Source organism: Paenibacillus sp. 32O-W (genome assembly GCF_007679495.1).
Taxonomy (GTDB): domain Bacteria; phylum Bacillota; class Bacilli; order Paenibacillales; family NBRC-103111; genus Paenibacillus_L; species Paenibacillus_L residui.
In genome coordinates this window covers 1-22,455 of the sequence record NZ_VEGP01000002.1, presented here as the reverse complement: position 1 = coordinate 22,455, position 22,455 = coordinate 1, and the positions used below count along the sequence as shown (strand labels likewise).

The following is a 22,455-nucleotide window of genomic DNA, read 5'->3' as shown; positions in this document are numbered from 1 at the left end:
GATATGATAGAATGAAGAAATACAAGATTACAGGCGGATGGAGTCGGGTAGTATGCGTATAACGAACATGCTTCATTTTACAGAGAATCACAGGTTTTGCATATGCCGCGATTTCTCGTTGAGCGGGCTGGATTACAGACTGCTCGGCAGCCTTTATCAGCCGATGGTCGGGGCGTTTGCCGTCAGTGTATACTTGACGTTATACCAACAGCTTTCGGGGGACCGGGTAGGCTATTCCGAGCTGGAGCAGCAGCGCAAGCTGTTCTTAACCCTGGAGCTGGACCCGGGTGAGCGGGGCCGTTCCGTATTTATCGAGCAGACCTCCAAGCTGGAGGCCGTAGGACTCCTGCAGACATCCCGCCGTTATCTCACTTCCAATGAGGACTACATTTACGAGTATCAGCTGTCGAGGCCTTTGCCGCCGGCAGAGTTTTTCCAGAACCAGCATTTGCTTCTTCTGCTCAGGGATAAGGTAGGCAAATATATGCTCCTGTCGCTGAAGGATGAATTTATAGCGGAACAGCCGATAGAGCTAGGTGAATCGCAAGCGGAAAATCTGTCCGTACCGTTCTATGATCTGTTTCAGCTTAATACGCAGATTATTGATTATGAGCTGGAGCAGGCGTTCTACCAGACAGCTTCCGGGCGAGCGGAGGCAGCCTCGGGTCCGGATGTAATGACCAAGGGCTACGGATATGCCGATATCATTCGCCGTTTCCCGCGCCAGTCCATTAATAGGCAGCATGTTGAGGGGCTTAAATTCCGGCCGGATCAGTTGGCGGCGATCAATATGATTGCCAAGAAATACCGGCTGACACTGCTGGAAACGTGCCGCCTGCTGGACGAGGACGATGTCTTCACCGAAGAGGGCATGCTCCAGGATGAAGTGCTGAGCTACAGAGCCAATCTGTATTACCGCCAGAGCAAAAAACGGGAGGAGCAGATGGTACGCCAACTGGGCGGACAGGCGGAGAAGGAAACCGCACCGCAGGATCAGGCTTCCGCGGAGAAGCCGGTGGAGATGGCTTATTATTTGGAAGTCCCGGCCTTGTTTCAAGGCCAGTGCGATATTCATCAATATAATATCATTCTCCGCAACGAGCCTTATACGCTTGTGCTGGAACGTTTTTTCCCGCAGGGGACCGTACCGGACGGCGTTCTGGATATTTTTCAGAAAATCGATCTTAACTATAAATTGAACGAAGAAGTAATTAATGTCCTTATTCATTACATTCACGTCGATCGCCGGTCATGGGCGAAATCATCGATCGAGGCGGTCGCTTCGGATATGCTGGGCAAGCAGGTCTCCACATATGAGCAGGCGGTCGAATACATAAGAGAGATGCGGCGCTATAAGCAGGAGGCGGCCGCCAAGGCAGCACTCCGGAGCAGTGGGGGAAAGGGAAGAGGCGGCAAGACCGGCAAGCCGAAGATTCCGATTATTACAGACAAGCCTCAGAGCGTCAAACGGTTGACCGAGGCGGAAATCGAAGCCATGCGCCGCAAAGCATTGAAGCTGGACGGCAAGCTGTAATCCTTGGGCAGATTTCTTTGGAAGGAGGGGAGACAGATGGAATCGCTGGCTGATTTACTAAAACAATTTTCCGGCACACCGCTTTGGAAGAACCGGGAAGAGATTCGTAAGCAAGTAGCGACTGATCCGGCCGTGTGCGAATGGCGTCTCCTGCATCCGGAAGTAACGGATGAAGAGATTAGCCTTAATCTGAATAAATTTTATCAATTCGTTAAGGAACGGAATAACTGCAGCCAGTGTCCGGGGCTGGAGCGATGTCCGAATGATTTCGAGGGTCATTATACGGTACTCTCGGTCGAGACGACTCAGGACCGCTGCTATATTTATGACCGCAAGGCAAGCTGCGACAAATTTATTACAAAGCAGAATCAGGATTCCATCCGCAGCCGGATACGCAGCTTTTATGTGGATGAACGCTCCTTGAACCAGGGATATTCGGCGGATGAAATTCTTAGCAAGGACTGGGAGAGGGCTGCGGCCGTCGATCAAATCATGGATTACATCTTGAAGACCAAGGAGCAAGGTCTGCAGCGGCAAGGCTTGTATTTGGCCGGACCTTTCGGAACGGGCAAGACGTTTCTCATGTGCTATATGCTGTATGAATTGGCGAAGGTCGGATTAACCGGCGCGATTGTCTATATGCCTGATTTCTCCGAGGATCTGAAATCGATGTTTCAGGATCCGCAGAAGCTGAAGGAAACTATCGATCTGTTGAAGGAAACCGATCTGCTCGTTCTTGACGATATCGGGGCGGAGAATATGAACCCGTGGCTAAGGGACCATGTCCTCGGGACCATCCTCAACTATCGGATGAACCGGAAGCCGACCTTCTTCACCTCCAACTATGAGCTGGATGATCTCGAGAAGCACTTCAGCTTCACAAGTAAAGACGGCGAAGAAGAATTCAAGGGACAACGGATCATGGACCGCATCCGTCATTTTGTCGAGGTGGTTCATGTGACGGGGTATAATAAACGCAGCAAGGCCGGAGAGACGGAATAATCCGCAACCGGCCGATAAATAGAAAAAGTCTGAAGGGACATGGTCCTTTCAGACTTTTCTCAAAATATAAGATTCCTGATCTTATATTTCATCGGCAAACGCGCCTGTCCTAAGGACGGCGATAGCCGTTTATCCTTGATAAATCCATTATTATTTCATAGCCACTTCGATAATCGTTGCAATAACCGCTATAAGGAGCATTACTCCGGCTGTGACGCCAAATCCCACCGCGACATCCATGAAGTCATTCCTCGGTTCCTCGTTCACATGATGACCGGGATGATTAGGTTCTAGCATTGCAATTCCCTCCTGTATCAATGCGCTGAATGCTGACAGGTCCAATTCGGTTCACAATAACAGCTAAGCGCAGGTTCGCATATTAGTCTCCTATCAGTATACCCAACCGGGTGGAAAGTTGTAAACCCTCCCTGGCCGCGTTCCCCTGCATTTGAGGTTGATCGTAACAAGTTGGCCATAAATTGTTCATAAATGGGTATTGCTTATGAGGGAGAGCCGTCATTTTCTAGTCTGTGATTCCCAGCGGAGGATTATTCCCGGCTGGCCATCCCAAGAGGCCATACCTATACCCCGGCAAAGAGGGGTTATGAAAACAGGGGGGATTGTGGTATACTTTACATGTTGACGTAGAAGTCACATGATCCACAAATATATAGTACAATTAAGGGAGGATTCCATAAAATGGCTATAGTAAACGTATCTGATCAGTCTTTTAACGAAGAAGTGGAAAGCACAGGAACCGTTCTGGTCGATTTCTGGGCGCCATGGTGCGGACCTTGTAAAATGATCGCTCCTGTACTGGAAGAGCTTGACGGTGAAATCGGCGATCAAGTGAAAATCGCTAAATTAAACGTAGATGAAAATCCGGAGTCTGCGTCCCGTTTCGGAGTCATGAGCATTCCGACTTTAATCCTGTTCAAGGACGGCAAGCCGGTAGATAAGGTTGTCGGTTTTCAATCCAAGGATGCTCTGAAGGGTGTTATCTCCCGTCATCAATAATCTGCCAAATAACAGGCATGTAAAAAAGCTCTTTTTCTGCTATGCTGAAAAGGAGCTTTTTTTTGACGTTCGTTCTGCAAAAATATCGTTTCATACTCGTTAGAAGAAACCTGAAATTATATAATTGAAACTTTGTTAAAGTGGTTTTAGAATCATCAACCTCAAAATAATGGGAAGGAGGATGGCGGAATGGAAGAACGTTCCGGACAGATTCAGGAGAACATTCGCCGTAAATTGGCCTTGCTGCCGGATAAGCCGGGCTGTTACTTAATGAAGAACCAGGAAGGGACCGTCATTTACGTAGGTAAAGCCAAGGTATTGAAGAATCGTGTCCGGTCTTACTTCACCGGCAGCCACAGCGCCAAAACCCAGCGTCTGGTCAGCGAAATTCGGGACTTCGAATATATTGTGACGGCGAATAATGTGGAAGCCCTTATTCTCGAGTGCAACTTGATCAAGCAGTATTATCCCAGGTATAACGTCCTGCTGAAAGACGATAAGTCTTTTCCATATATTAAAATAACCAATGAAGAGCATCCCCGGCTGGAGGTTACCCGCAAGGTCGTTAAGGATAAGGGGAAGTATTTCGGCCCCTATCCGAATGCCTATTCCGCCCAGGAAACGAAGAAGCTGCTGGACCGCCTGTATCCGCTGCGCAAATGCCGGAAGCTTCCCGACCGTGTTTGCCTTTATTATCATATCGGACAATGCGTCGCGCCCTGTGAATATGAGGTGGCGCCCGAGGAATACGAGCGGATGATCCAGGAGATTACCCGTTTCTTAAGCGGGGGGCATAAACAAATCCGCCAGGAGCTTGAACGCAAGATGCTCGAGGCTGCGGAAGAGCTGCAGTTCGAACGGGCCAAGGAGCTGCGCGACCAAATTGCGCATATCGATGCGGTGATGGAGAAGCAAAATATTACCGTCGCCGATCAGGTCGACCGGGATGTCTTCGGCTTCGCGGTGGACAAAGGCTGGATGTGCGTGCAAATATTGTACATGCGCCAAGGGAAAATGATCGAGCGGCATGTTACGGTGTTCCCGTACTATGGGGAGCCCTATGATGATTTCTTGACCTTCGTCACCCAATATTACAGTGAGAATCCGGCTCTGCCCAAGGAAATTCATCTGCCGGCCAACCCTCATCAGACCAATGAGGAGGAGAATGCCGAGGCGACTAACCCCCAGACGGCGGAAGGCTCCGAAGCACAGCTTTCCGCGGCAAATGATGAAGCTGTCCATGGAGAGTCAGAGGGATCGTTTAGTCCTGCTGAAAGGGCTGAACCGGCGGAGGGTAAGGCTGAAGAAGACGAGGACGCGTTCCACGCAGGCGGAGCAGACAAGGAAGTTATTAAAGAAGCTCTGGAGTCGTGGCTGCATGTGAAGGTTCATTTTCCTCAAAGGGGAGTCAAGAAGCATGCGGTAGATATGGCATCGGATAACGCGCGAGTGGCTCTCGAAGAGAAATTCCGGATGATTGAAAGAGACGAGGAGCGGACGATCAAAGCGGTGGAGAATTTGGGGGAACGGCTCGGAACGGGCACCCTTCACCGGATCGAGGCCTTCGATAACTCGAACATCCAGGGAACCGACCCGGTGTCCGCGATGGTCGTATTCGTGGATGGCAAGCCGGATCGCAAGGAATACCGCAAGTATAAAATCCGCACCGTCCAAGGACCGGATGATTACGAGACGATGCGGGAGGTTATCCGGCGGCGCTACGAAAGAGTGCTGAAAGAAGGGCTGCCGCTCCCGGATATGATTGTCGTCGACGGGGGCAGAGGTCAGATATCGGCGGCCGTGGATGTGCTTGAGAATGAGCTGGGGCTGTTCCTGCCGGTTTGCGGGCTGGTTAAGGACGCCAAGCATAAAACGGCCCAGCTTATGACCGGAGATCCTCCGGAGGTTGTTCCGCTTCCGCGCGACAGTCATGAATTTTATTTGCTCCAGCGCATACAGGATGAGGTTCACCGGTTTGCCATTACCTTCCACCGCGAACAACGGGGCAAATCGATGGTGGCCTCCCAATTGGATGCCATTCCCGGTATTGGCGAGAAGCGGCGGAAGCTGCTGCTGAAGCATTTCGGTTCCCTGAAAAAAATAAGAGAAGCGGCCGTTGAGGATTTTCGCCCGTTGGGCATCGGTGAGAAGCTGGCGGAAACTATTCTTTCATCCCTCCGCGGGGACAAGAAGACCGAGGAGGAGGAGGGCGACTCAGTCGTCCTTGATTAAACGGTATAATCGGCTTAATGCATATAAAAAGTGCACCTTTAATGATCCCTGTAAACGGGGCTTGAGGTGCACTTTTTTTGAAATATAAGAAAGTATAAGTTTCTCCTAAACGCGTCTGTTCAAAGGAATGGATAGCCGTTTATCGTTGAGCGGCCTTCCGGGATCCGGGAATTCTCTTGGCCGATTCCGGTTATACCGTAGACGCGGGGCCCGATCGTTTACGGAACAGGCTGTGGACCCACATCAATATATATCCGGTGATAGCCGGCATCAGGATATACCCAACCCCGATCAGAATATTCGATGTGCTGGGTGTAGTCGTCATCAGTGACAAAGCCATCAGAATAATATCCATCGTGACATGGGTAAAGATGGCGGTCATCAAGCCGTATTTCAGGAAAATGTATCCAAAGATGATCCCCAGCACGGCCACCTCGAACAACCTTGTGTAGCTAGGATAAATCGTGTAGCCGGTATGGCCCAAGGCCCAAATGATGCTCGGCACCAGGACTGCCAGGAAGCGGAGGCGGAACCACTTCTGAAACAAGGCGATGCCGAAGAGCCGATACATAATTTCTTCGGAGGTTCCCGCCATCCACGCAAGAAGCGGGAATAAGGCGGGCCAATACATGTTGAGCACGGATTGGGTCGGATCGTTGACTGCGAATGAATCGAAGGCTTCGCCGGCAATGAAGAACAGAACCTGCTGTACCCCGAGAATAAACAAACAGAGCAAATATCCTCGGCCCATTCCGTAAAACATATCCTCCCCAAAGTTGGAATCTCGCCATCTTGGCCAAGGATTCCAGCCCTGCGCTCTCCATAATTGGTCACCGGATATGGCTGCAAAATATTGTGCGCCCGCCAGCAGCGCAATAATTAGAAAGGTAAACACAATATAGACTACGTTGAAGATAGCGGCATCCTCCGGAGGAATTTGTGTGCTTGCTCCCGGCCAGCTATTTATCGTGTGAAGGCCGTATAGCCCGGCGAAAATAAGAGCAAAGAGGATTCCCCGCGAGAACCGGACCTTCTTCCGGTTAATAATAACGAGGATCAAGGCCGCAATACTCAAAAGAAACATGCCGCCCAGTCCGATATAAGACATCAGGCCGGCAGACCGCTCCTGCCCGGCAAGCCATTGGCGGAAGCTTTCCGGAACCGAGAAGGAAGGAACGAAGCCTACAACTTCCTCTCCTCTTACGGCCACTCCGAGCTGCAGCCTGGATTCGCCGATGCTCTCCTTGGCACTTTCGTACATGAGCAGGCTGCTTCGGGACCCTTGCATCAGCTGCAAATCCGCCGGATCATATCCGTTCTCGGCCAGGAAGCTTTCGGCCAGCAAGCGCCGGCTTTCTTGAGAGCCTGAGGAGGCAGGGGCCGCTTGCTTCTGATTCCATGCCGTCACCTTGGGTTCATTCAATCCGACAAAAATGATCCAATTCAGACGATTTCTCGAATCGAACATTTGAACTTCCCAATAATCGAGAGGGTAATTGTCTCCATACCGGGTGCTGTATTCCTCGGTCAGCTTCGCTTTTTGCAAATAACCGCTCAAGCCTTTGTCCGACTGATAAATAATGTTGATCTTGTTAGGGGTGTAGTCCGGTTGTTTGGTGTGGACGAATTGCCGGGCCAGGTCGGCCGCTTGCTCTTCAGTCACCTTCGGCCCTGACAATTCTTCCTCTACGCCGTTAACGCCGGGAAGCAGGTTGATCAGGATGACGCCGAAGTATAACACTATGCCGATAATGGCCAGCCAAATAAGAGGACGGTTTATTCTGTGTGGAACCACGGGCATTCTCCTCCGCAATAATCTTCTTCATTCCAAAGTACCATAGATAACGGCCTGTTTCCAGTGATTACCTCTGCTTGGGCCGTGTCTCTTCACCGTTATCGAAAATACGGAAACCGCTTGATAGCTTCAAGAAACGACTCGTCTTATTCAATGCAAGGCAAGGAAATCGCGTGAAAATAAAATGAAATCTTGCATTGCCTGACCATTTTGCCCGAATACTTCCTTACAGCATGATTTTTTCCTAAAATACAGACTTTGTATACCGACCAAAAGCAGGATATAATCGTTATCAATTAAATAGAAGCCGAATTTCTTTTAGAAAGCGGGGGAACCATTTAACTGGGGTGAATTTTGCTAGTTCCAATGCAAATAGGGTGCCTGCACACCCGAATCCGTCAGCTAACCTCGTAGGCTTGCTGTCAGGATACCATACGCCTAAAGCATTGGTTTTCCAGTGCTTTTTTTGTTTCCAGAGGAGAATGAACGTTGCTGAAACGATTGTTTACGAAAATGCATCCGCCGCAAATTTTGGCTTCCGGATTTATCATCATTATACTGATAGGAACCATCCTGCTGACGACTCCGATGGCGTCGGTTGACGGCCGTTCCGTGCCCTTCGTGGATGCATTGTTCACGGCTACTTCAGCCATGTGTCTGACGGGGCTCGTAGTTGTGGATACGGCGACGACCTATTCCGTCTTCGGCCAGATGGTCATTATGCTGCTTATCCAGATTGGCGGCCTGGGCTTTATGACGATGTCGACGCTTTTTGCCCTGGTGCTCAAGAAAAGAATATCGCTCCGTGAGCGGCTTATTCTTCAAGAGGCGCTCAATCAGAACAGCATGGAAGGAATCGTCCGCCTCATCCGCAAAATCATTATTTACTCGCTGAGTATAGAGTTCGTGGCCTTCGTCCTGCTTACTTTGCGCTGGTCCGTTGATTTTCCGTTCGCGGAAGCTGTCTACTTCGGAATGTTTCATGCCATTTCGTTGTTTAATAATGCCGGCTTCGATTTATTCGGGGGAGTCAGCGGCCGATTCAGCGGGCTCGCGCTGTTTACGAACGACCCGATCGTCAGCATTATAGCTATGGCCCTGATTATTCTGGGCGGAATCGGATTTATCGTGATGTCCGACTTGATGGAATATAAGAAGCGGAAGAGGCTTCTGCTGCATACGAAAGTAGTTCTGTTCACATCGGCGGTTCTTATAGTCGGAGGGGCGGTGGTCATCTTCACCTTCGAATTTACTAATCCGGCTACGCTCGGGCCTCTTAATGGAGGAAGCAAGGTGTTAGCCTCCTTCTTCCACGCGGTTTCCCCGCGCTCGGGTGGAGTGAGCACGCTCGATGTCGGCTCGTTCAGACAGGCCACTCAATTCTTCCTGATTATTCTGATGTTCATCGGGGCTTCGCCCGGTTCGACCGGGGGAGGTATCAAGACAACGACCTTCGCTATCCTGATCGGGGCCATGATAGCGATGGTTCGAGGCAAGGACGACATCGTCATGTTTCGCCATCGGCTGGCCAAGGACCGGATTTATAAAGCCATTACGCTAACATTGTTCGCCCTGGTTATCGTTATCATTTCGGCCATGGTGTTGTCTACTACGGAGAACCATCAATTCTTGATGATCCTGTTCGAAGTTACTTCAGCCTTCGGTACGGTTGGATTGTCTATGGGGTTGACTCCGGAGCTGTCGACGATCGGAAAAATCATCATTTCCTTTCTAATGTTTCTTGGCCGGCTTGGACCTCTAACATTAGCCTATGCACTAAATCCGAAGAAAGAGAAAGAATTGTTCCGGTACCCGGAAGGCAAAATTACGATTGGATAGGAGCTTGAAACCATGGAAGGAAATCAGTATGTGGTAATCGGACTGGGCCGATTCGGATCCAGCTTGGCTAAAGAGCTGGTGAAACTGGGATACGAGGTACTGGGGATCGACAAGTGCGAGGAAATCGTTAATGAAATGAGCGGAGAGCTGACCTATACCGTTGAAGCCGATTCTACGGATGAAGATATGCTCAGGTCGCTGGGCATCCGAAATTTCGATTGTGCGGTCGTGGCGATAGGCGACGATATACAGGCCAGCATTCTGACAGCCATTGTACTGAAGGACCTCGGGATCAAGAAGGTGGTGGCCAAGGCTCTCTCCGATCTGCACGGTAAAGTGCTGGAGCGGATTGGAGTGGACCGGATCATCTTCCCCGAGAGGGATATGGGGGCAAGAGTTGCTCACCAGTTGGTGTCGCCTAATCTGCTCGATTATATCGAGCTCTCTGAGGAATACACGCTCGCGGAACTGTCGGTTCCGGCCAAGATGTCCGGCCAGACCTTAAAGCAGCTTGATCTTAGAGCGACCTATGGCTGCAGTATAGTGGCTATTAACAAGAAGAGCGGAATGGTTATCGCTCCTACCGCCGATGACATCGTAGAATCCAACGATATTATGGTAGTCATCGGCACCAATGAGCAGATTGAGTCATTCGAAAGATCAGCTTATAAATAAATAGCCTGCTTCAAATCATTCGCCGGCCTGCAAGGTTCATCCCCTGCAGGCCGGTTGTTTGTTGGCTCCCGATTATGGAGAGAATGAGCCTAGCAGGCAAATATTTTTGGCGAGAACCGGGCAGCGCTGCAGAACTAACCGTAGCTGCCCGACTATTGGAAATCGCTCCGAGCGGGTCTTTCCCGTGTGAAGAATTCCCTGGCAAGATCGATAAAGGAGCGGATGACGGGATCCTGCGGCGCGTCCGTTGTAAACAGGAGAGAGGTCGTTCTTTTCTTCTCCTCCAGCTCGGGAATCGAACGTACGGTCAGCTCGTTATTCTCCAGCAGCTGCCGGTGCAGATAAGATTTGGGCAGCAGCGTTGCGGCCTGGATTGTAGACAAAAGGCGGATGATCGCTTCGAAAGAGTCAATCTCCATTTTTACATTTGGAAAGACCGCGTAGTGATGGAATAATTCATCCATCAGGACCCGGTACCAAGTTCCTTTGGAAAAAAGAATCATCGGCAGGTCATGAATCTCCCTCATCGTGATCGTCTTCAGATGCAGATAAGGATGGCCTGCGGGCAGCACGAGACAAAGATGGTCATCGAACAAAGGAAGGCAGGTAAGCCCCGGGCTCTCCGTTCGCGATGCGACCAATCCGATATCGACCTTCTGTTCTTTCACCATCGTGACCACTTCGTGAGTTTTTCCGGTTAATGCTTTGATGTCCGTATGCGGAAAGTCATTAGTATAGAAGGAGATCAGATCCGGAAGGGTAGACTGGAGAGTCGTCAAGCTGGCGCCTACCGTCAGGCTGACCGCTTCATGACCGGACCGGAACTGGTTCAAGGTATGCCGCATCTCTCTTTGCAGCCGCCGCATCTCCACCGCGGTTTCGTAGCAAATTTGGCCTGCCCGGGTCAACTCCAGCCGCTTGCCTTTGCGTTCGAACAGATGGACGCCGAGCTCGGTTTCCAGCTTCATGATTTTACGGGAAAGGGCAGGTTGAGAAATATTCAGCACGGAGGAAGCGCGATTCAAGCTCTTTTGTTCCACGACGACAGCGAAAGCATCGAGATTTTCCACTTCAAACCCTCCTGGATAGATATATGCTTATGCATGATAGGTATAATCATATATAAATAATAAGCACTTCCATTATAAGCGCTAAAGGCTTACAATGAAAGATGTCACTTAATGTTCACAAAATTTCTCCCGGAAGACAAGGATGTATATTGCATTGGCAAGCTAAGGTAAACTAAGCTTTACCGATTGATTTCCGGGAAACTCCTGCCGATCCTCGAAAAATGTTACAAATTGTTGACGCTTAGTAAGGGTGGGAGTACAATGGGTATTGGTTTGGATTGACAAGCTTCATATTTTTGAAAGGGGAACTCTTACAGATGGCAGGAAATTCTTATTATTACCGCAAGCTGCATTCACTGCTTGGCGTCATCCCGGTCGGATTCTTCCTGGTCGAGCATCTGCTGATGAACTACTCGGCCTTTAACGAAGGCCACCAAGGGTTTATCGACAAGGTAGAGTGGATCAACAGTTTGCCGTTTATTTTCGGCCTTGAGCTGATCGGCATCTGGCTTCCGCTTCTTTACCATGGTGTTTACGGCTTGTACGTGGCCTATACGGCGCGGAATAACGTTTCTAACTACGGGTATTTCCGAAACGTAATGTTCATGCTGCAGAGAGTAACCGGGGTGATCACGCTCCTGTTCGTTTCCTGGCACGTATTTGAAACCCGGGTGCAAGTGGCGTTGGGGAACGTTACTCATGAAGAGCTGGGTGTCAGAATGCATGAAATTGCCACGCAGCCTTGGGCTTTCGTGCTCTACATTATCGGTATCGTAGCGGCAGTTTTCCACTTCAGCAACGGGATGTGGTCTTTCCTGGTAAGCTGGGGAATTACCGTCGGTCCGCGTGCCCAGCGGGTTTCCAGCTATATCTGGATGGCGGTATTCGTACTCGTTTCGCTTATGGGCATTCTTGCACTGGTCGGATTCTTGGATCCGGAATTTAAAGACACGACTGTCTTGACAAAACTGTAAGAGGTGAACGGCAATGGCTAATTCAAAGGTTATCGTAGTAGGCGGAGGCTTGGCTGGACTAATGGCGACGATTAAGGCCGCCGAAGCGGGGGTACATGTAGACCTGTTTTCCTTGGTGCCGGTCAAGCGTTCACACTCCGTTTGCGCTCAAGGCGGTATTAACGGCGCTGTAAATACGAAAGGGGAAGGCGACTCTCCCTGGGAGCACTTTGACGATACCGTATACGGTGGAGACTTCCTGGCTAATCAGCCGCCGGTTAAAGCGATGTGTGAAGCGGCTCCGGGCATTATTCATCTAATGGACCGGATGGGAGTCATGTTTAACCGGACACCGGAAGGCTTGCTTGATTTCCGCCGGTTCGGAGGAACGAAGCATCACCGTACGGCTTTTGCGGGAGCAACTACCGGCCAGCAGCTTCTGTACGCTTTGGACGAACAGGTCCGGCGCTGGGAAACGGCCGGTTTGGTCAAGAAATTCGAGCACTGGGAGTTTACTTCCGCTGTCATTGACGATGAAGGAGTGTGCCGCGGGATTACCGCCCAGGATTTGCGCAGCATGGAAGTTCGGAGCTTCCGCGCCGATGCGGTCATCATGGCTACCGGAGGTCCCGGAATTATTTTCGGTAAAACGACCAACTCCGTCATCAACACCGGAACGGCAGCCAGCGCATTGTATCAGCAGGGAGTTCATTATGCCAACGGCGAGTTTATTCAAATTCACCCGACGGCTATTCCCGGTGACGACAAGCTGCGTCTGATGTCTGAATCCGCACGTGGAGAAGGCGGACGGATATGGACTTATAAAGACGGCAAGCCGTGGTACTTCCTGGAGGAGAAATATCCGGCTTACGGAAACCTCGTTCCCAGGGATATTGCCACTCGGGAAATTTTCCACGTGTGCGTAGATTTGAAGCTTGGAATCAACGGGGAGAATATGGTCTATCTGGATCTGTCTCATAAGGATCCGAAGGAATTGGATGTTAAGCTGGGCGGAATCATTGAGATTTATGAGAAATTCGTAGGGGATGACCCGCGCAAGCTTCCGATGAAAATCTTCCCGGCCGTTCACTACTCGATGGGCGGCTTGTGGGTCGACTATAATCAAATGACGAATATTCCAGGCTTGTTTGCCGCCGGAGAGTGTGACTATTCGATTCACGGTGCTAACCGCCTCGGTGCGAACTCGCTGGTTTCCGCTATTTTCGGAGGAATGGTTGCTGGTCCTAAAGCGATCGAATACATCAAGGGATTGAACAAGCATGCCGAAGATGTCTCCTCGACCGTATTCGACCGTGAATGCAAGAAGCAGGAAGAAAAATATGAAAGCTTGCTATCCATGGATGGAACGGAAAATGCCTATGCTCTTCACAAAGAGCTTGGAGAATTGATGACAGCCAATATGACCGTTGTTCGTTACAACAAGCGGCTGCAGGAAACAGACGACAAAATTCAGGAACTGATGGAACGTTACAAAAACCTGAGCATGACCGACACGTCCCGCTGGAATAACCAGGGCGTAAGCTTTGCCCGTCAGTTGTGGAACATGTTCGAACTGGCCCGCGCCATGACGATCGGCGCCTTGATGCGTAACGAAAGCCGCGGGGCGCATTACAAGCCGGAATTCCCTGAGCGCGATGACGAGAACTTCCTGAAAACAACGATTGCATCCTACTCGAAAGAAGGTCCGCAAATTTCGTATCAGGATGTCGATGTTTCCCTCATCCCTCCACGCAAGCGGGATTATACGACTGATAAGAAAGGAGGAGCATGAGCATGGCTGAAGCAACAGCAACAAACCAAAAAACAATTAAACTGCATATTACCCGGCAGGACACCGCAGATTCGAGTCCATACACCGAAGAGTTCGAAATTCCATACCGCCCGAATATGAACGTAATCGGAGCATTAATGGAGATTCAAAGAAATCCTGTAAATTCCAAGGGGCAGAAGACGACCCCGGTATGCTGGGAATCCAACTGTTTGGAGGAAGTTTGCGGCGCTTGTTCCATGATCATTAACGGCAAGCCCCGCCAGGCTTGTTCGGCGCTCTTGGATAAGCTTGAGCAGCCGATCCGCATTGCTCCGATGAAAACTTTCCCTGTCGTCCGCGACTTGGTTATCAACCGGGAGCGCATGTTCTCCGCTTTGAAACGGGTGAAGGCCTGGATTCCGATCGACGGTACTTATGATCTCGGTCCCGGTCCTAGAATGGCCGAAACCAAACGTCAATGGGCTTACGAATTGTCCAAGTGCATGACCTGCGGAGTATGTCTGGAGTCTTGTCCGAACGTAAACGACAAGTCGAGCTTCATTGGACCGGCCGCTATTTCTCAAGTCCGCTTGTTCAATGCTCACCCTACCGGCGAGATGAACAAGGAGGAGCGTCTGGAAGCACTTATGCAGGATGGCGGAATTGAAGGCTGCGGTAACTCGCAGAACTGTGTCCGCTCCTGTCCGAAAGGAATTCCGCTCACGACATCCATTGCGGCGATTAATAAAGATACGACGAAGCATTTGTTCAAGAAATGGCTCGGAGTGTAATAATAGTTTGATAGCTAAGCAGGCCGTTAATCCTTGCAATAGGATTGATGGGCCTGCTTTTTTCACCACATTAGAAAGTTTAAGTTCATTAAAGCATTAAAATGGAACAACTTTCTAATTGGCATAAAAAGTTACCTTTAAAACCGGGTTATTCTTCTTCGAAGAGGCTCCGTTAAGAGCTTTTTTTATAAGTTTTTTGGCACTGGCAAACAATAAAGCATAACTTAGGCTTCCTGAAGCTTGCCTTATGCAGCTCTAGGCTTGAGACGAGCAACCTCATGGCTTGTTGTTTATGTGAAGATTTACGGTCACTTGATGAAGTGAAGCCTGGCTTCATTCTTCAATTTACGTCAAGGAGAATGATAGATGATCAAACAACGGATGAACAAACGGGTTCTTCTCCTGATGCTGCTTTGCTGTCTGGCTGTGCCGGGCGCAAATGCTGCCGCTTCACCGTCTTCCACCTCCGCTGCCGAAGCTGCAGAAGCAAGGCTGAGCTTTTTCGTATTAAGTGATATTCATGTACAGTCGTGGGACATGGACTCCAAGCGCAAATTCAAGTCGGCCATGGAAGATTTGCACAGAATTAATGCTGACGCGGATGCGTTAATTATCAATGGAGATTTAGGAAACGGGGCTCCGGCAGACTATGAGGAAATCAAACATATTCTAAACCGGACTCCTCATCCTCATAAGATTCTGTTTTCGATAGGCAACCATGAGTTCTATCAGGCTTGGATCAATAGGTGGGGACGATGGGATCAGGCAGGCTTCCCCAATGGGGAGCGGGACCAATCTTCGATCAGCCGCTTCCTATCTTTTGCAGAACGGGATAAAGTGTATGAGGATTATTGGATCAAGGGCTTCCACTTTATCGTGCTCGGATCCGAAAAGTACAGACAGAGCGACCCCGATGTCAAGGAAGATGCTTATTTATCATCGGAGCAGCTTCAGTGGCTGTCTGACAAGCTCGCGGAAGGCGCGGAATCCGGGCGTCCGATCTTTGTGTTCCTTCATCAACCGCTGCCCGGCACTGTATCTGGAAGTGAAGAGCGGGGAGTGGTTCAGCATAATTCGTTGAAGCGATTGCTTCAACGTTATCCTCAAGTGGTATTGTTCACGGGCCATACCCATTGGGAATTGTCTCATAGGGGAATGATTCGGAGGGATGGCTTCTGGATGGTCAACAGCTCGTCTGTCTATGAACCATGGAAGGATAACAATCGCCCGGCCGGCAAGGGGCGCAGCGAAGGGCTTTATATCGAAGTTAACGGCAGCACGGTGAAGATAAGGGGAAGGGACCTCTCGGAAAGCAAATGGATCCCGGAAGCCGGATTTATTTTCAATACGAGCCTTAAAAAGGGATGATTGAACAATTTTTTGAAAAAAATCCATTTTTTCAATTCAAGCAATACTCTAAATGGATATATAATAGTATAATTACTTTTGGAAATAGATGTTAACGTGGGAGCTTCACACACTTGGTTCAAGAGTGGAGTTGAATAACATGAGGCGGGAGCCAGGAGGAAGTCAATCTTTCGAAAGGAAAGGCAGGTTTCCAGACCAGCAGTTATGGTTGAAAGAAGCTCGTGCTCTATTTGCGGAAATATTCGACAACGTCAGTGAAGGCATAATGTTACTGGAAGTCGATTGGAAAGGCCGGCCATCCCGTATTTGTTTGGCAAATGACGTCATTTGCCGGCAATCGGGATACAGCCGGCAGGAGATGGTGAAGCTCTCGCGACAAGAACTAACGGCAGCCGGCCTGGTCGGACCCGACCCGGAATCACTTGAATGGCTGCCGGCTCAAGGAGGGGATTTATGTGAATGGACGTTAGTCCATAAACAAGGGAATGCCGTTCAGGTTCGTCTGTACAGGAAGGTCCTGGAGTGGAATCTGCACAAGATGCTGCTTATCATTGTGCATGATATGACAGAACGGAGACGGATGGAGGATTCCTTGAAGGAAAGAGACCGGCGCTACCAGCAAATGATCAAAATGTCGCCGGAACCGATTATTTTTCACAGTGAAGAAATTATAGTCTATGCCAATGATGCGGCTCTTCGGCTGTTCGGGGTCAAAGAGGAGTCTGAACTGCTGGGACAATCATTATATCGGTTCACTCATCCAGAGGATCATGAGCGCGTGAAGAATGGGGCGGCCGGTGTCGTTCAAGCGAATGAAGAGTCTTTCCAGTACGCGGAATTCCGGATGATTCGCAAGGATGGTACGGTCGTCGAAATCGAATCTTCCAGCACCGGTGTTTTCCAATACCTGGATCGGCCTGTTTTTCAATCGGTGCTTAGAGACGTTACAGAGCGGAAGCATAAAGAGAGGCTGCTTCGGCAATCGGACAAGCTGTCGGCGGTAGGCCAACTGGCCGCCGGTTTTGCCCATGAAATCCGAAATCCTCTCACCGCTTTGAAAGGGTTCGTGCAATTATTGAAATCCAAGTCCGCGGAGAACCAGAATTATTACGACATTATGCTATCCGAGCTGGAGAGGATGAATTACATCGTTGGAGAATTTATCCTGATTGCCAAGCCGCCACAGGACAAAGAATTTGAATATCGCAGCCTGACCGCCATGATTACGGATATCGTCACGGTTCTTGATTCTCAGGCGATTCTGAACAATGTGGAAATCAACTGTCATTTTCCCCAGGAACTGCCCAAGGTTCTGTGCGATGAGCATCAATTGAAGCAGGTCTTCGTCAATTTGGTCAAGAATGCTATTGAAGCAATGCCGGAGGGCGGCCTTTTGTTAATTACCGGGGAATTGGCGGAACAGGGCATCCGGATCCGATTTTCCGATTCGGGGAAAGGAATAGCGGAGGACCAGCTGCCCCGGCTGGGGGAACCCTTCTACACGACCAAAGAGAAGGGAAACGGACTCGGGCTGATGATCTGCCATCAAATTATTGAAAATCATAAAGGGAAGATTCATATAGAAAGCACCCTGGGAGCAGGTACGACGGTAGAAATCGTACTTCCAACGAATGGCTGACGATTTGTCCATTTCTCTCATGCAAGTTAATTGAGCACTCCGAAGGGAGTGTGTTTTTTTTAATATAAGAGGCTCAACCTGGAAATCAGTGCCTGATTTTCTACCTGCGGAATAACTAACTGGTCATCTGCCCGGCTCCCGTCCGGTTTCAATCTCGCTAACGAATCTGGGTAACGTTATTGCCTTAAAAACGATGCCACTGCAAATATAACGAAACTCACAATCGTTATTTGGGCGAAATCCTGCTCCATAGCCTTCTTTTTTGGTCAATAGCGATATGGAGTTTAGTAAGAAAATGGAAAAGAGCCGTTTTGCCCGAATAACGTTTCCAGGTTTCGTAACAAAATGCATTTTGTTTATCCCATACTCCGCCGCACACGTTGGAGTGAAATGTTACCCCGCCACATCCTGCTTCATAAAGAGCAGTGCATGATCGGATGGCCCAGCAGTGTCTAGTACGATTTATATTTCATTGAAAATCGATTATCGGATAATTTTCATAAAAATATTTTCAAAAAGAAAAAGGATGCTTTGGTTGTGGATAAGATTATTCACATTACTAACAGTGAGATATTGTCGGATGTTGGCGATTATTAACAAATTATCTACAGGTTGCCCACAGGTTGATGTGGATAACGGAACGGTTGTTCTAATTTTTGAACAGTGGTACGATGGAACAAATGAAAGAAAGGGTGAGACCAATGACTCTATTGAATGACGACATGCTTGTGGAAACTTATCAAAAAGCGGTGGAGTTAAAACTGGATAGGGAATTTATCTCGCTCCTTCTTGAGGAGATTCATCGTAGAAATTTATCGCTGCCTATTTCCCGAGGAGAGTATGCTGAGCCTCAGCAAAATTATTAATGTTAGCAAGATCGGCGCAAGTGGGGATGAAGGGAAAATTGTCCACAGGTGTAGAGAGAGCATTCGAATTAGCTGTCATAAGAACGGACTGGACGGGCTGCGGAGGCAAATTTGTAATCTAATTGAAATATTTCTGTTATGGTATGTTAACATCATTCGGTTAATATAAACACATGACCCCCTTTTTAAAATATATTCCCTTAAGAACCTGGCCCCGTTGGCAGGTTCTCTTTTTTGCTTTGACATAGGGCCAAGAGGGCTTCCGGAATGAATGATGACAATACCGACGAAGTACGCACAAAATGTTTCGGATAAAAAATTACTGTTTCTGCTAAAGCATAATGCCTAAAAGCTGACGGTGTTGCCTGTCCGGGGATTGACGAATATAATGTCCATATCTTAGAAAAGGAAAAGGATGCCCCCTAACGCGTGAACTTGTTGGTAGCAAGATCACCGGAGACATCCCCTCACAAAACATATGATCATTGTATCAAATTACGAGCTGGTTGAGAAGATCCCCGGCGTTTTTTGTTAGGTGTGCAGAAGTCGTCCCTAGTCCTTGTTGTAGCGAGAGTTTATCGGTGATCGGAAGCCGGAGCCGGAAGCTTGTCCATGCTACGGGAGAAAAGAGCGAGTTGGTCATTCGAAGGCTGCGTTGTATCGGCTGCCGGAAAATTCATCACGAGTTACCGGACTGTATTGTGCCTTACAAGCGTTATGAATCAGCATGTGTGGAGAACGTCATCACCTTAGAACCATCGGAAGTAGATGTTGCCGCAGATCACTCTACACTGTTCCGTTGGCGGAGTTGGTTTTGCTCACTTGCTGCGTACTTGCTCGGATGCCTGGAATCTATTGCTATTCGCTTTCATCTAGAGGTTGTGGAGGAATCGTCCGCCCCTTCACAAACTGCACACCATAGTAGATTCGGACGTTACGTCGGCGATGCCTACGGGTGGCTATCCAGAGTTGTCCGCCCCATCGCAAATTCAAATTTATGGGTACATACCCGTTCTGCATTTTTGTCCGAAGCTCCCTGAGATAGACTTGTATCGAATCTATCAGAAGAGGTGCATAGGGATGAAAGATCGAAAGAAAGCGGAACAAATCGCTGCAGAACGTGTGCAACTCCTGGCTCCCCTGCTTACGGAAGGGCTTGATCCGGCAAAGGCAAGGGAAATCAAGCAGAGAATCTGCGAGCAAACCGGAATATCGGAGAGGACGCTCAGGCGGTATCTGGCAGCCTACCGGCAAGAAGGTTTCTGTGGGTTAAAGCCAAAGAGTAAAGGGAAACAACTTACGCTCCCCGCCATTGCGCCAGAAATCTTAGAGCAAGCGATCTTATTGCGGCGGGAGGTGCCGAGTCGGAGTGTCGCTCAGATCATTCAGATCATGGAATGGGAAGGTCGCATTCAACCCGGACAAATCAAGCGAAGTACGCTTCAAGAAAAACTAACAGCACACGGTTACAGCACAAGGCATATGCGGATGTACGCAGATTCCGGTGTGGCCGCCCGGCGGTTCCAACAGCGACACCGCAATCGCCTTTGGCACTCGGATTTGAAGTACGGTCCGTATCTGCCTATTGGGCTAAACGGGGCGATGAAACAAGTGTTTCTCGTTACCTTTATCGACGATGCGACGAGGTTTGTGCTCCACGGTGAGTTTTACCCCGTTATGGATAAGACGATCATCGAGGATGGTTTCCGAAAGGCCATTCAGAAGTACGGTGTTCCAGAAACGGTGTACTTCGACAACGGGAAGCAGTATCGCACCAAGTGGATGACGCGGACGTGCTCGAAACTAGGCATTCGTCTTCTTTTCGCAAAGCCGTATTCGCCGGAATCCACCGGGAAGGTTGAGCGATTCAATCGGGTGGTAGATGCTTTCCTCAGCGAAGCAGCACTCGAGAAACCAAAGACGCTCGACCACCTGAATGAGCTGTTTCAGGCCTGGCTTTCGGAATGTTACCAGAACAGATCCCATTCGGCTTTAGAGAATAAACGAAGTCCCGAAGCCGCATTTCGAAGTGACAAAAAGGCGCTGCGGTTTGTGGAGCCGGAGATACTGGCAGCCGCCTTCCTTCACTGTGAATCTCGCAAAGTAGACAAATCCGGATGCATCAGCTTTATGGATCGCAAATATGAAGTCGGCCTCCCGTTCATCGGATGTACCGTAGATGTGGTGTACGACCCGGCAGACATGACAGAGTTGACGATCGAATACGAGGGTCACGCACCGTGGAAGGTCAAAGAACTTGTGATCGGCGAGCGCGCGGGGAAACGCCCTTCACTGCCGGATCATCTTCAGCCGCTGCCGGCAGATAGGTCAAGACTGCTCACCGCTGCCCAAGAGCGGAGCCATCAGCGCTACACCGAACAAGCGCCAGCGGTCACCTACCGAAGGAAAGGCAAGGTGAATGGCGATGTTTGAAGCATTTTACGAGTTGAGTCGTTCACCATTCTCCAGGGATGTTCCGCCAAGTGAATTGTATGAGTCGGCAATTCTGGAGGAGACGCTCGGGCGCTTAGAGTATGCGGCTGAGCGGCAATGGTTTGCGGTCGTAACCGGTGACTGTGGAACGGGAAAGACAACGACGATTCGACGTTTTACGGAAGAACTGGATGCTGCCAAATTCAAGGTGCTCTACTTGTCAGACTCCAAGCTGACGCCGCGGCATTTCTACAAGGGGCTGCTTGAACAACTCGGTTGTGAGTCGAAATTTTACCGCGGGGATGCCAAGCGTCAACTGCATCGGGAGATCGAACTTATGCGCGGGATCCACGGGCTGCAACCCGTTGTAGTCGTGGACGAAGCCCATCTGTTAGATCGGGAGATGCTAGAAGAGGTTCGCTTCCTACTGAATTTCAAGATGGATGCGCAGAGCCCAATGGCGCTCATCCTCGTAGGGCAAAGTGAACTGTGGGATCGTATTAACCTACAAGCGTACGCCGCGATTCGCCAACGTATCGATCTGCAATGCAAGTTGCCTCATTACGATCGGGCACAAACCGGGGCATACGTTCAAAGACACATGACCTACGCCGGTGCGGAACGAGACATCTTCACGGATGGAGCAATCGACGACATCTATCGCTTCTCTAGCGGAGCAGCTAGGTTAATCAACAAAGTGTGCACGCATTGTTTGATCTACGGTGCTCAGAACAAACACCGCATCATCGACGATCATATGGTTAAAAGAGTGATTCAGGGAGAATTATCATAATTCTCCCTCTCGTATATCCGAAACTGGTCAGATTGACCGTCAATAGCAGGACAACTTACACCGTCAATCTCAGGGCATTATGCGTTAGCATTAACAAATTACCCTCGGCGGTATTCTTTTTATACATAATGTAAAGGAACATCAAATTAATGATGCTCCTCTTTTTTTGCGTGCAAATAAAGACTTAGAATAAATAAGCTACCTCTAATACCCAGTGGGTTGGGTAGTTATAGTGCTCCGTTAGGAGCTTTTTTTATAATGAAATGTTCATTCTCACTTACGACTTTGTCATAAAAAGGAGAATCTTTAGGGATAACTTTACCTGCATCGACCATTTTCTGAATCTCCTCTTTAGGAATGATACTAATGGTGGAACGATCCAGCCTCCACTGGCCGTCTTCAAGTACAACATCATAAGGAATAACAGGAAGTAGTTTGTTATCATGTGTCAGGTTGGCGACATATACTTGATATTTGGTAGAGTTGATCTTTTCAGCTTTTACAATTTCGTAATCGATTTTAATTCCGTCAAGCTGTGAGGCAAAATATTGTTGCGCAGGGCTGTCGGCATTGGCTACCGAGGATAAATATAAATTACCCTAAATTTCGAAAGTACCGTTCATTGAAAACATAAAAAAGTGCCCAAATCTTTGGTAGAATGGTGTTTGTCGAGAACA

The 22,455-nt window shown here is 49.2% G+C and carries 18 protein-coding genes and 1 riboswitch; of the genes, 15 read left to right on the top strand and 3 right to left on the bottom strand.

Annotated features, from left to right (window positions below; all coding sequences use genetic code 11):
- Positions 1-52 precede the first annotated feature (52 nt).
- On the top strand, positions 53-1,534 hold the full coding sequence (locus FS806_RS01030) for a replication initiation and membrane attachment family protein (RefSeq protein WP_144932292.1): 1,482 nt from the start codon (positions 53-55) through the stop codon (positions 1,532-1,534).
- A 36-nt stretch (positions 1,535-1,570) separates the two neighbouring features.
- Positions 1,571-2,536, top strand: coding sequence for a primosomal protein DnaI (gene dnaI / locus FS806_RS01025; protein ID WP_144932291.1), 966 nt, complete (start codon positions 1,571-1,573; stop codon positions 2,534-2,536).
- 150 nt (positions 2,537-2,686) lie between these two features.
- On the opposite strand, the gene FS806_RS01020 is transcribed toward dnaI, so the two are convergent.
- Positions 2,687-2,833, bottom strand: coding sequence for a YqzM family protein (locus FS806_RS01020; protein ID WP_144932289.1), 147 nt, complete (start codon positions 2,831-2,833; stop codon positions 2,687-2,689).
- 402 nt (positions 2,834-3,235) lie between these two features.
- Here FS806_RS01020 and trxA point away from each other — a divergent pair, with 402 nt between their 5' ends.
- Both trxA and uvrC read left to right on the top strand, forming a co-directional pair.
- A complete protein-coding gene (gene trxA / locus FS806_RS01015; protein WP_144932287.1) occupies positions 3,236-3,553 on the top strand; it encodes a thioredoxin in 318 nt (105 codons plus the stop codon).
- 189 nt (positions 3,554-3,742) lie between these two features.
- Positions 3,743-5,785, top strand: a complete 2,043-nt coding sequence (uvrC, locus tag FS806_RS01010) for an excinuclease ABC subunit UvrC (protein ID WP_144932285.1) — start codon at positions 3,743-3,745, stop codon at positions 5,783-5,785.
- A 190-nt stretch (positions 5,786-5,975) separates the two neighbouring features.
- Here uvrC and FS806_RS01005 read toward each other — a convergent pair whose 3' ends face one another.
- On the bottom strand, positions 5,976-7,580 hold the full coding sequence (locus FS806_RS01005; RefSeq protein WP_186328146.1) for a CPBP family intramembrane glutamic endopeptidase: 1,605 nt from the start codon (positions 7,578-7,580) through the stop codon (positions 5,976-5,978).
- A 295-nt stretch (positions 7,581-7,875) separates the two neighbouring features.
- Positions 7,876-8,011, top strand: a riboswitch (cyclic di-AMP (ydaO/yuaA leader).
- Positions 8,012-8,093: 82 nt separating this feature from the next.
- On the opposite strand from FS806_RS01005, the gene FS806_RS01000 reads away from it, so the two are divergent.
- Positions 8,094-9,419: a TrkH family potassium uptake protein gene (locus FS806_RS01000; protein WP_144932527.1), complete on the top strand. Its 1,326-nt coding sequence runs from the start codon at positions 8,094-8,096 to the stop codon at positions 9,417-9,419.
- Between the two features lie 12 nt (positions 9,420-9,431).
- On the top strand, positions 9,432-10,094 hold the full coding sequence (locus FS806_RS00995) for a potassium channel family protein (RefSeq protein ID WP_144932281.1): 663 nt from the start codon (positions 9,432-9,434) through the stop codon (positions 10,092-10,094).
- A 152-nt stretch (positions 10,095-10,246) separates the two neighbouring features.
- Here FS806_RS00995 and FS806_RS00990 read toward each other — a convergent pair whose 3' ends face one another.
- Positions 10,247-11,164, bottom strand: a complete 918-nt coding sequence (locus FS806_RS00990; protein WP_144932279.1) for a LysR family transcriptional regulator — start codon at positions 11,162-11,164, stop codon at positions 10,247-10,249.
- A 317-nt stretch (positions 11,165-11,481) separates the two neighbouring features.
- Between FS806_RS00990 and FS806_RS00985 the strand changes: the two genes are divergently transcribed.
- From FS806_RS00985 to FS806_RS00945, 9 genes are all read left to right on the top strand, one after another.
- Positions 11,482-12,138, top strand: coding sequence for a succinate dehydrogenase cytochrome b558 subunit (locus tag FS806_RS00985; protein ID WP_144932277.1), 657 nt, complete (start codon positions 11,482-11,484; stop codon positions 12,136-12,138).
- 13 nt (positions 12,139-12,151) lie between these two features.
- Positions 12,152-13,909: a succinate dehydrogenase flavoprotein subunit gene (gene sdhA / locus FS806_RS00980; RefSeq protein WP_144932276.1), complete on the top strand. Its 1,758-nt coding sequence runs from the start codon at positions 12,152-12,154 to the stop codon at positions 13,907-13,909.
- Between the two features lie 2 nt (positions 13,910-13,911).
- Positions 13,912-14,679: a succinate dehydrogenase iron-sulfur subunit gene (gene sdhB, locus FS806_RS00975; protein WP_144932274.1), complete on the top strand. Its 768-nt coding sequence runs from the start codon at positions 13,912-13,914 to the stop codon at positions 14,677-14,679.
- 366 nt (positions 14,680-15,045) lie between these two features.
- Entirely contained in the window at positions 15,046-16,047 is a 1,002-nt protein-coding gene (locus tag FS806_RS00970; RefSeq protein WP_144932272.1) for a metallophosphoesterase family protein, read from the top strand.
- A 208-nt stretch (positions 16,048-16,255) separates the two neighbouring features.
- Entirely contained in the window at positions 16,256-17,686 is a 1,431-nt protein-coding gene (locus FS806_RS00965) for a PAS domain-containing sensor histidine kinase (protein ID WP_222126566.1), read from the top strand.
- Between the two features lie 671 nt (positions 17,687-18,357).
- Complete coding sequence (sda, locus tag FS806_RS00960; RefSeq protein WP_397346524.1) at positions 18,358-18,552, top strand: sporulation histidine kinase inhibitor Sda; 195 nt, start codon at positions 18,358-18,360, stop codon at positions 18,550-18,552.
- Between the two features lie 485 nt (positions 18,553-19,037).
- Positions 19,038-19,592, top strand: a complete 555-nt coding sequence (locus FS806_RS26020; RefSeq protein ID WP_313960559.1) for a DUF6431 domain-containing protein — start codon at positions 19,038-19,040, stop codon at positions 19,590-19,592.
- Positions 19,593-19,632: 40 nt separating this feature from the next.
- A complete protein-coding gene (locus FS806_RS00950) occupies positions 19,633-20,985 on the top strand; it encodes a DDE-type integrase/transposase/recombinase (protein WP_144932263.1) in 1,353 nt (450 codons plus the stop codon).
- Positions 20,978-21,778 (top strand): ExeA family protein, encoded by an 801-nt coding sequence (locus FS806_RS00945; protein WP_144932525.1) that lies wholly within the window; start codon positions 20,978-20,980, stop codon positions 21,776-21,778. The genes FS806_RS00950 and FS806_RS00945 overlap by 8 nt, the downstream gene beginning before the upstream one ends.
- Positions 21,779-22,455 lie beyond the last annotated feature (677 nt).

Excerpts from the sequence above, each read along its gene's own strand:
- FS806_RS01030 (WP_144932292.1), top strand. The coding sequence starts at position 53 with ATGCGTATAACGAACATGCTTCATTTTACAGAGAATCACAGGTTTTGC.
- dnaI (WP_144932291.1), top strand. The coding sequence starts at position 1,571 with ATGGAATCGCTGGCTGATTTACTAAAACAATTTTCCGGCACACCGCTT.
- FS806_RS01020 (WP_144932289.1), bottom strand. The coding sequence starts at position 2,833 with ATGCTAGAACCTAATCATCCCGGTCATCATGTGAACGAGGAACCGAGG.
- trxA (WP_144932287.1), top strand. The coding sequence starts at position 3,236 with ATGGCTATAGTAAACGTATCTGATCAGTCTTTTAACGAAGAAGTGGAA.
- uvrC (WP_144932285.1), top strand. The coding sequence starts at position 3,743 with ATGGAAGAACGTTCCGGACAGATTCAGGAGAACATTCGCCGTAAATTG.
- FS806_RS01000 (WP_144932527.1), top strand. The coding sequence starts at position 8,094 with ATGCATCCGCCGCAAATTTTGGCTTCCGGATTTATCATCATTATACTG.
- FS806_RS00995 (WP_144932281.1), top strand. The coding sequence starts at position 9,432 with ATGGAAGGAAATCAGTATGTGGTAATCGGACTGGGCCGATTCGGATCC.
- FS806_RS00985 (WP_144932277.1), top strand. The coding sequence starts at position 11,482 with ATGGCAGGAAATTCTTATTATTACCGCAAGCTGCATTCACTGCTTGGC.
- sdhA (WP_144932276.1), top strand. The coding sequence starts at position 12,152 with ATGGCTAATTCAAAGGTTATCGTAGTAGGCGGAGGCTTGGCTGGACTA.
- sdhB (WP_144932274.1), top strand. The coding sequence starts at position 13,912 with ATGGCTGAAGCAACAGCAACAAACCAAAAAACAATTAAACTGCATATT.
- FS806_RS00970 (WP_144932272.1), top strand. The coding sequence starts at position 15,046 with ATGATCAAACAACGGATGAACAAACGGGTTCTTCTCCTGATGCTGCTT.
- sda (WP_397346524.1), top strand. The coding sequence starts at position 18,358 with ATGGAACAAATGAAAGAAAGGGTGAGACCAATGACTCTATTGAATGAC.
- FS806_RS00950 (WP_144932263.1), top strand. The coding sequence starts at position 19,633 with ATGAAAGATCGAAAGAAAGCGGAACAAATCGCTGCAGAACGTGTGCAA.
- FS806_RS00945 (WP_144932525.1), top strand. The coding sequence starts at position 20,978 with ATGTTTGAAGCATTTTACGAGTTGAGTCGTTCACCATTCTCCAGGGAT.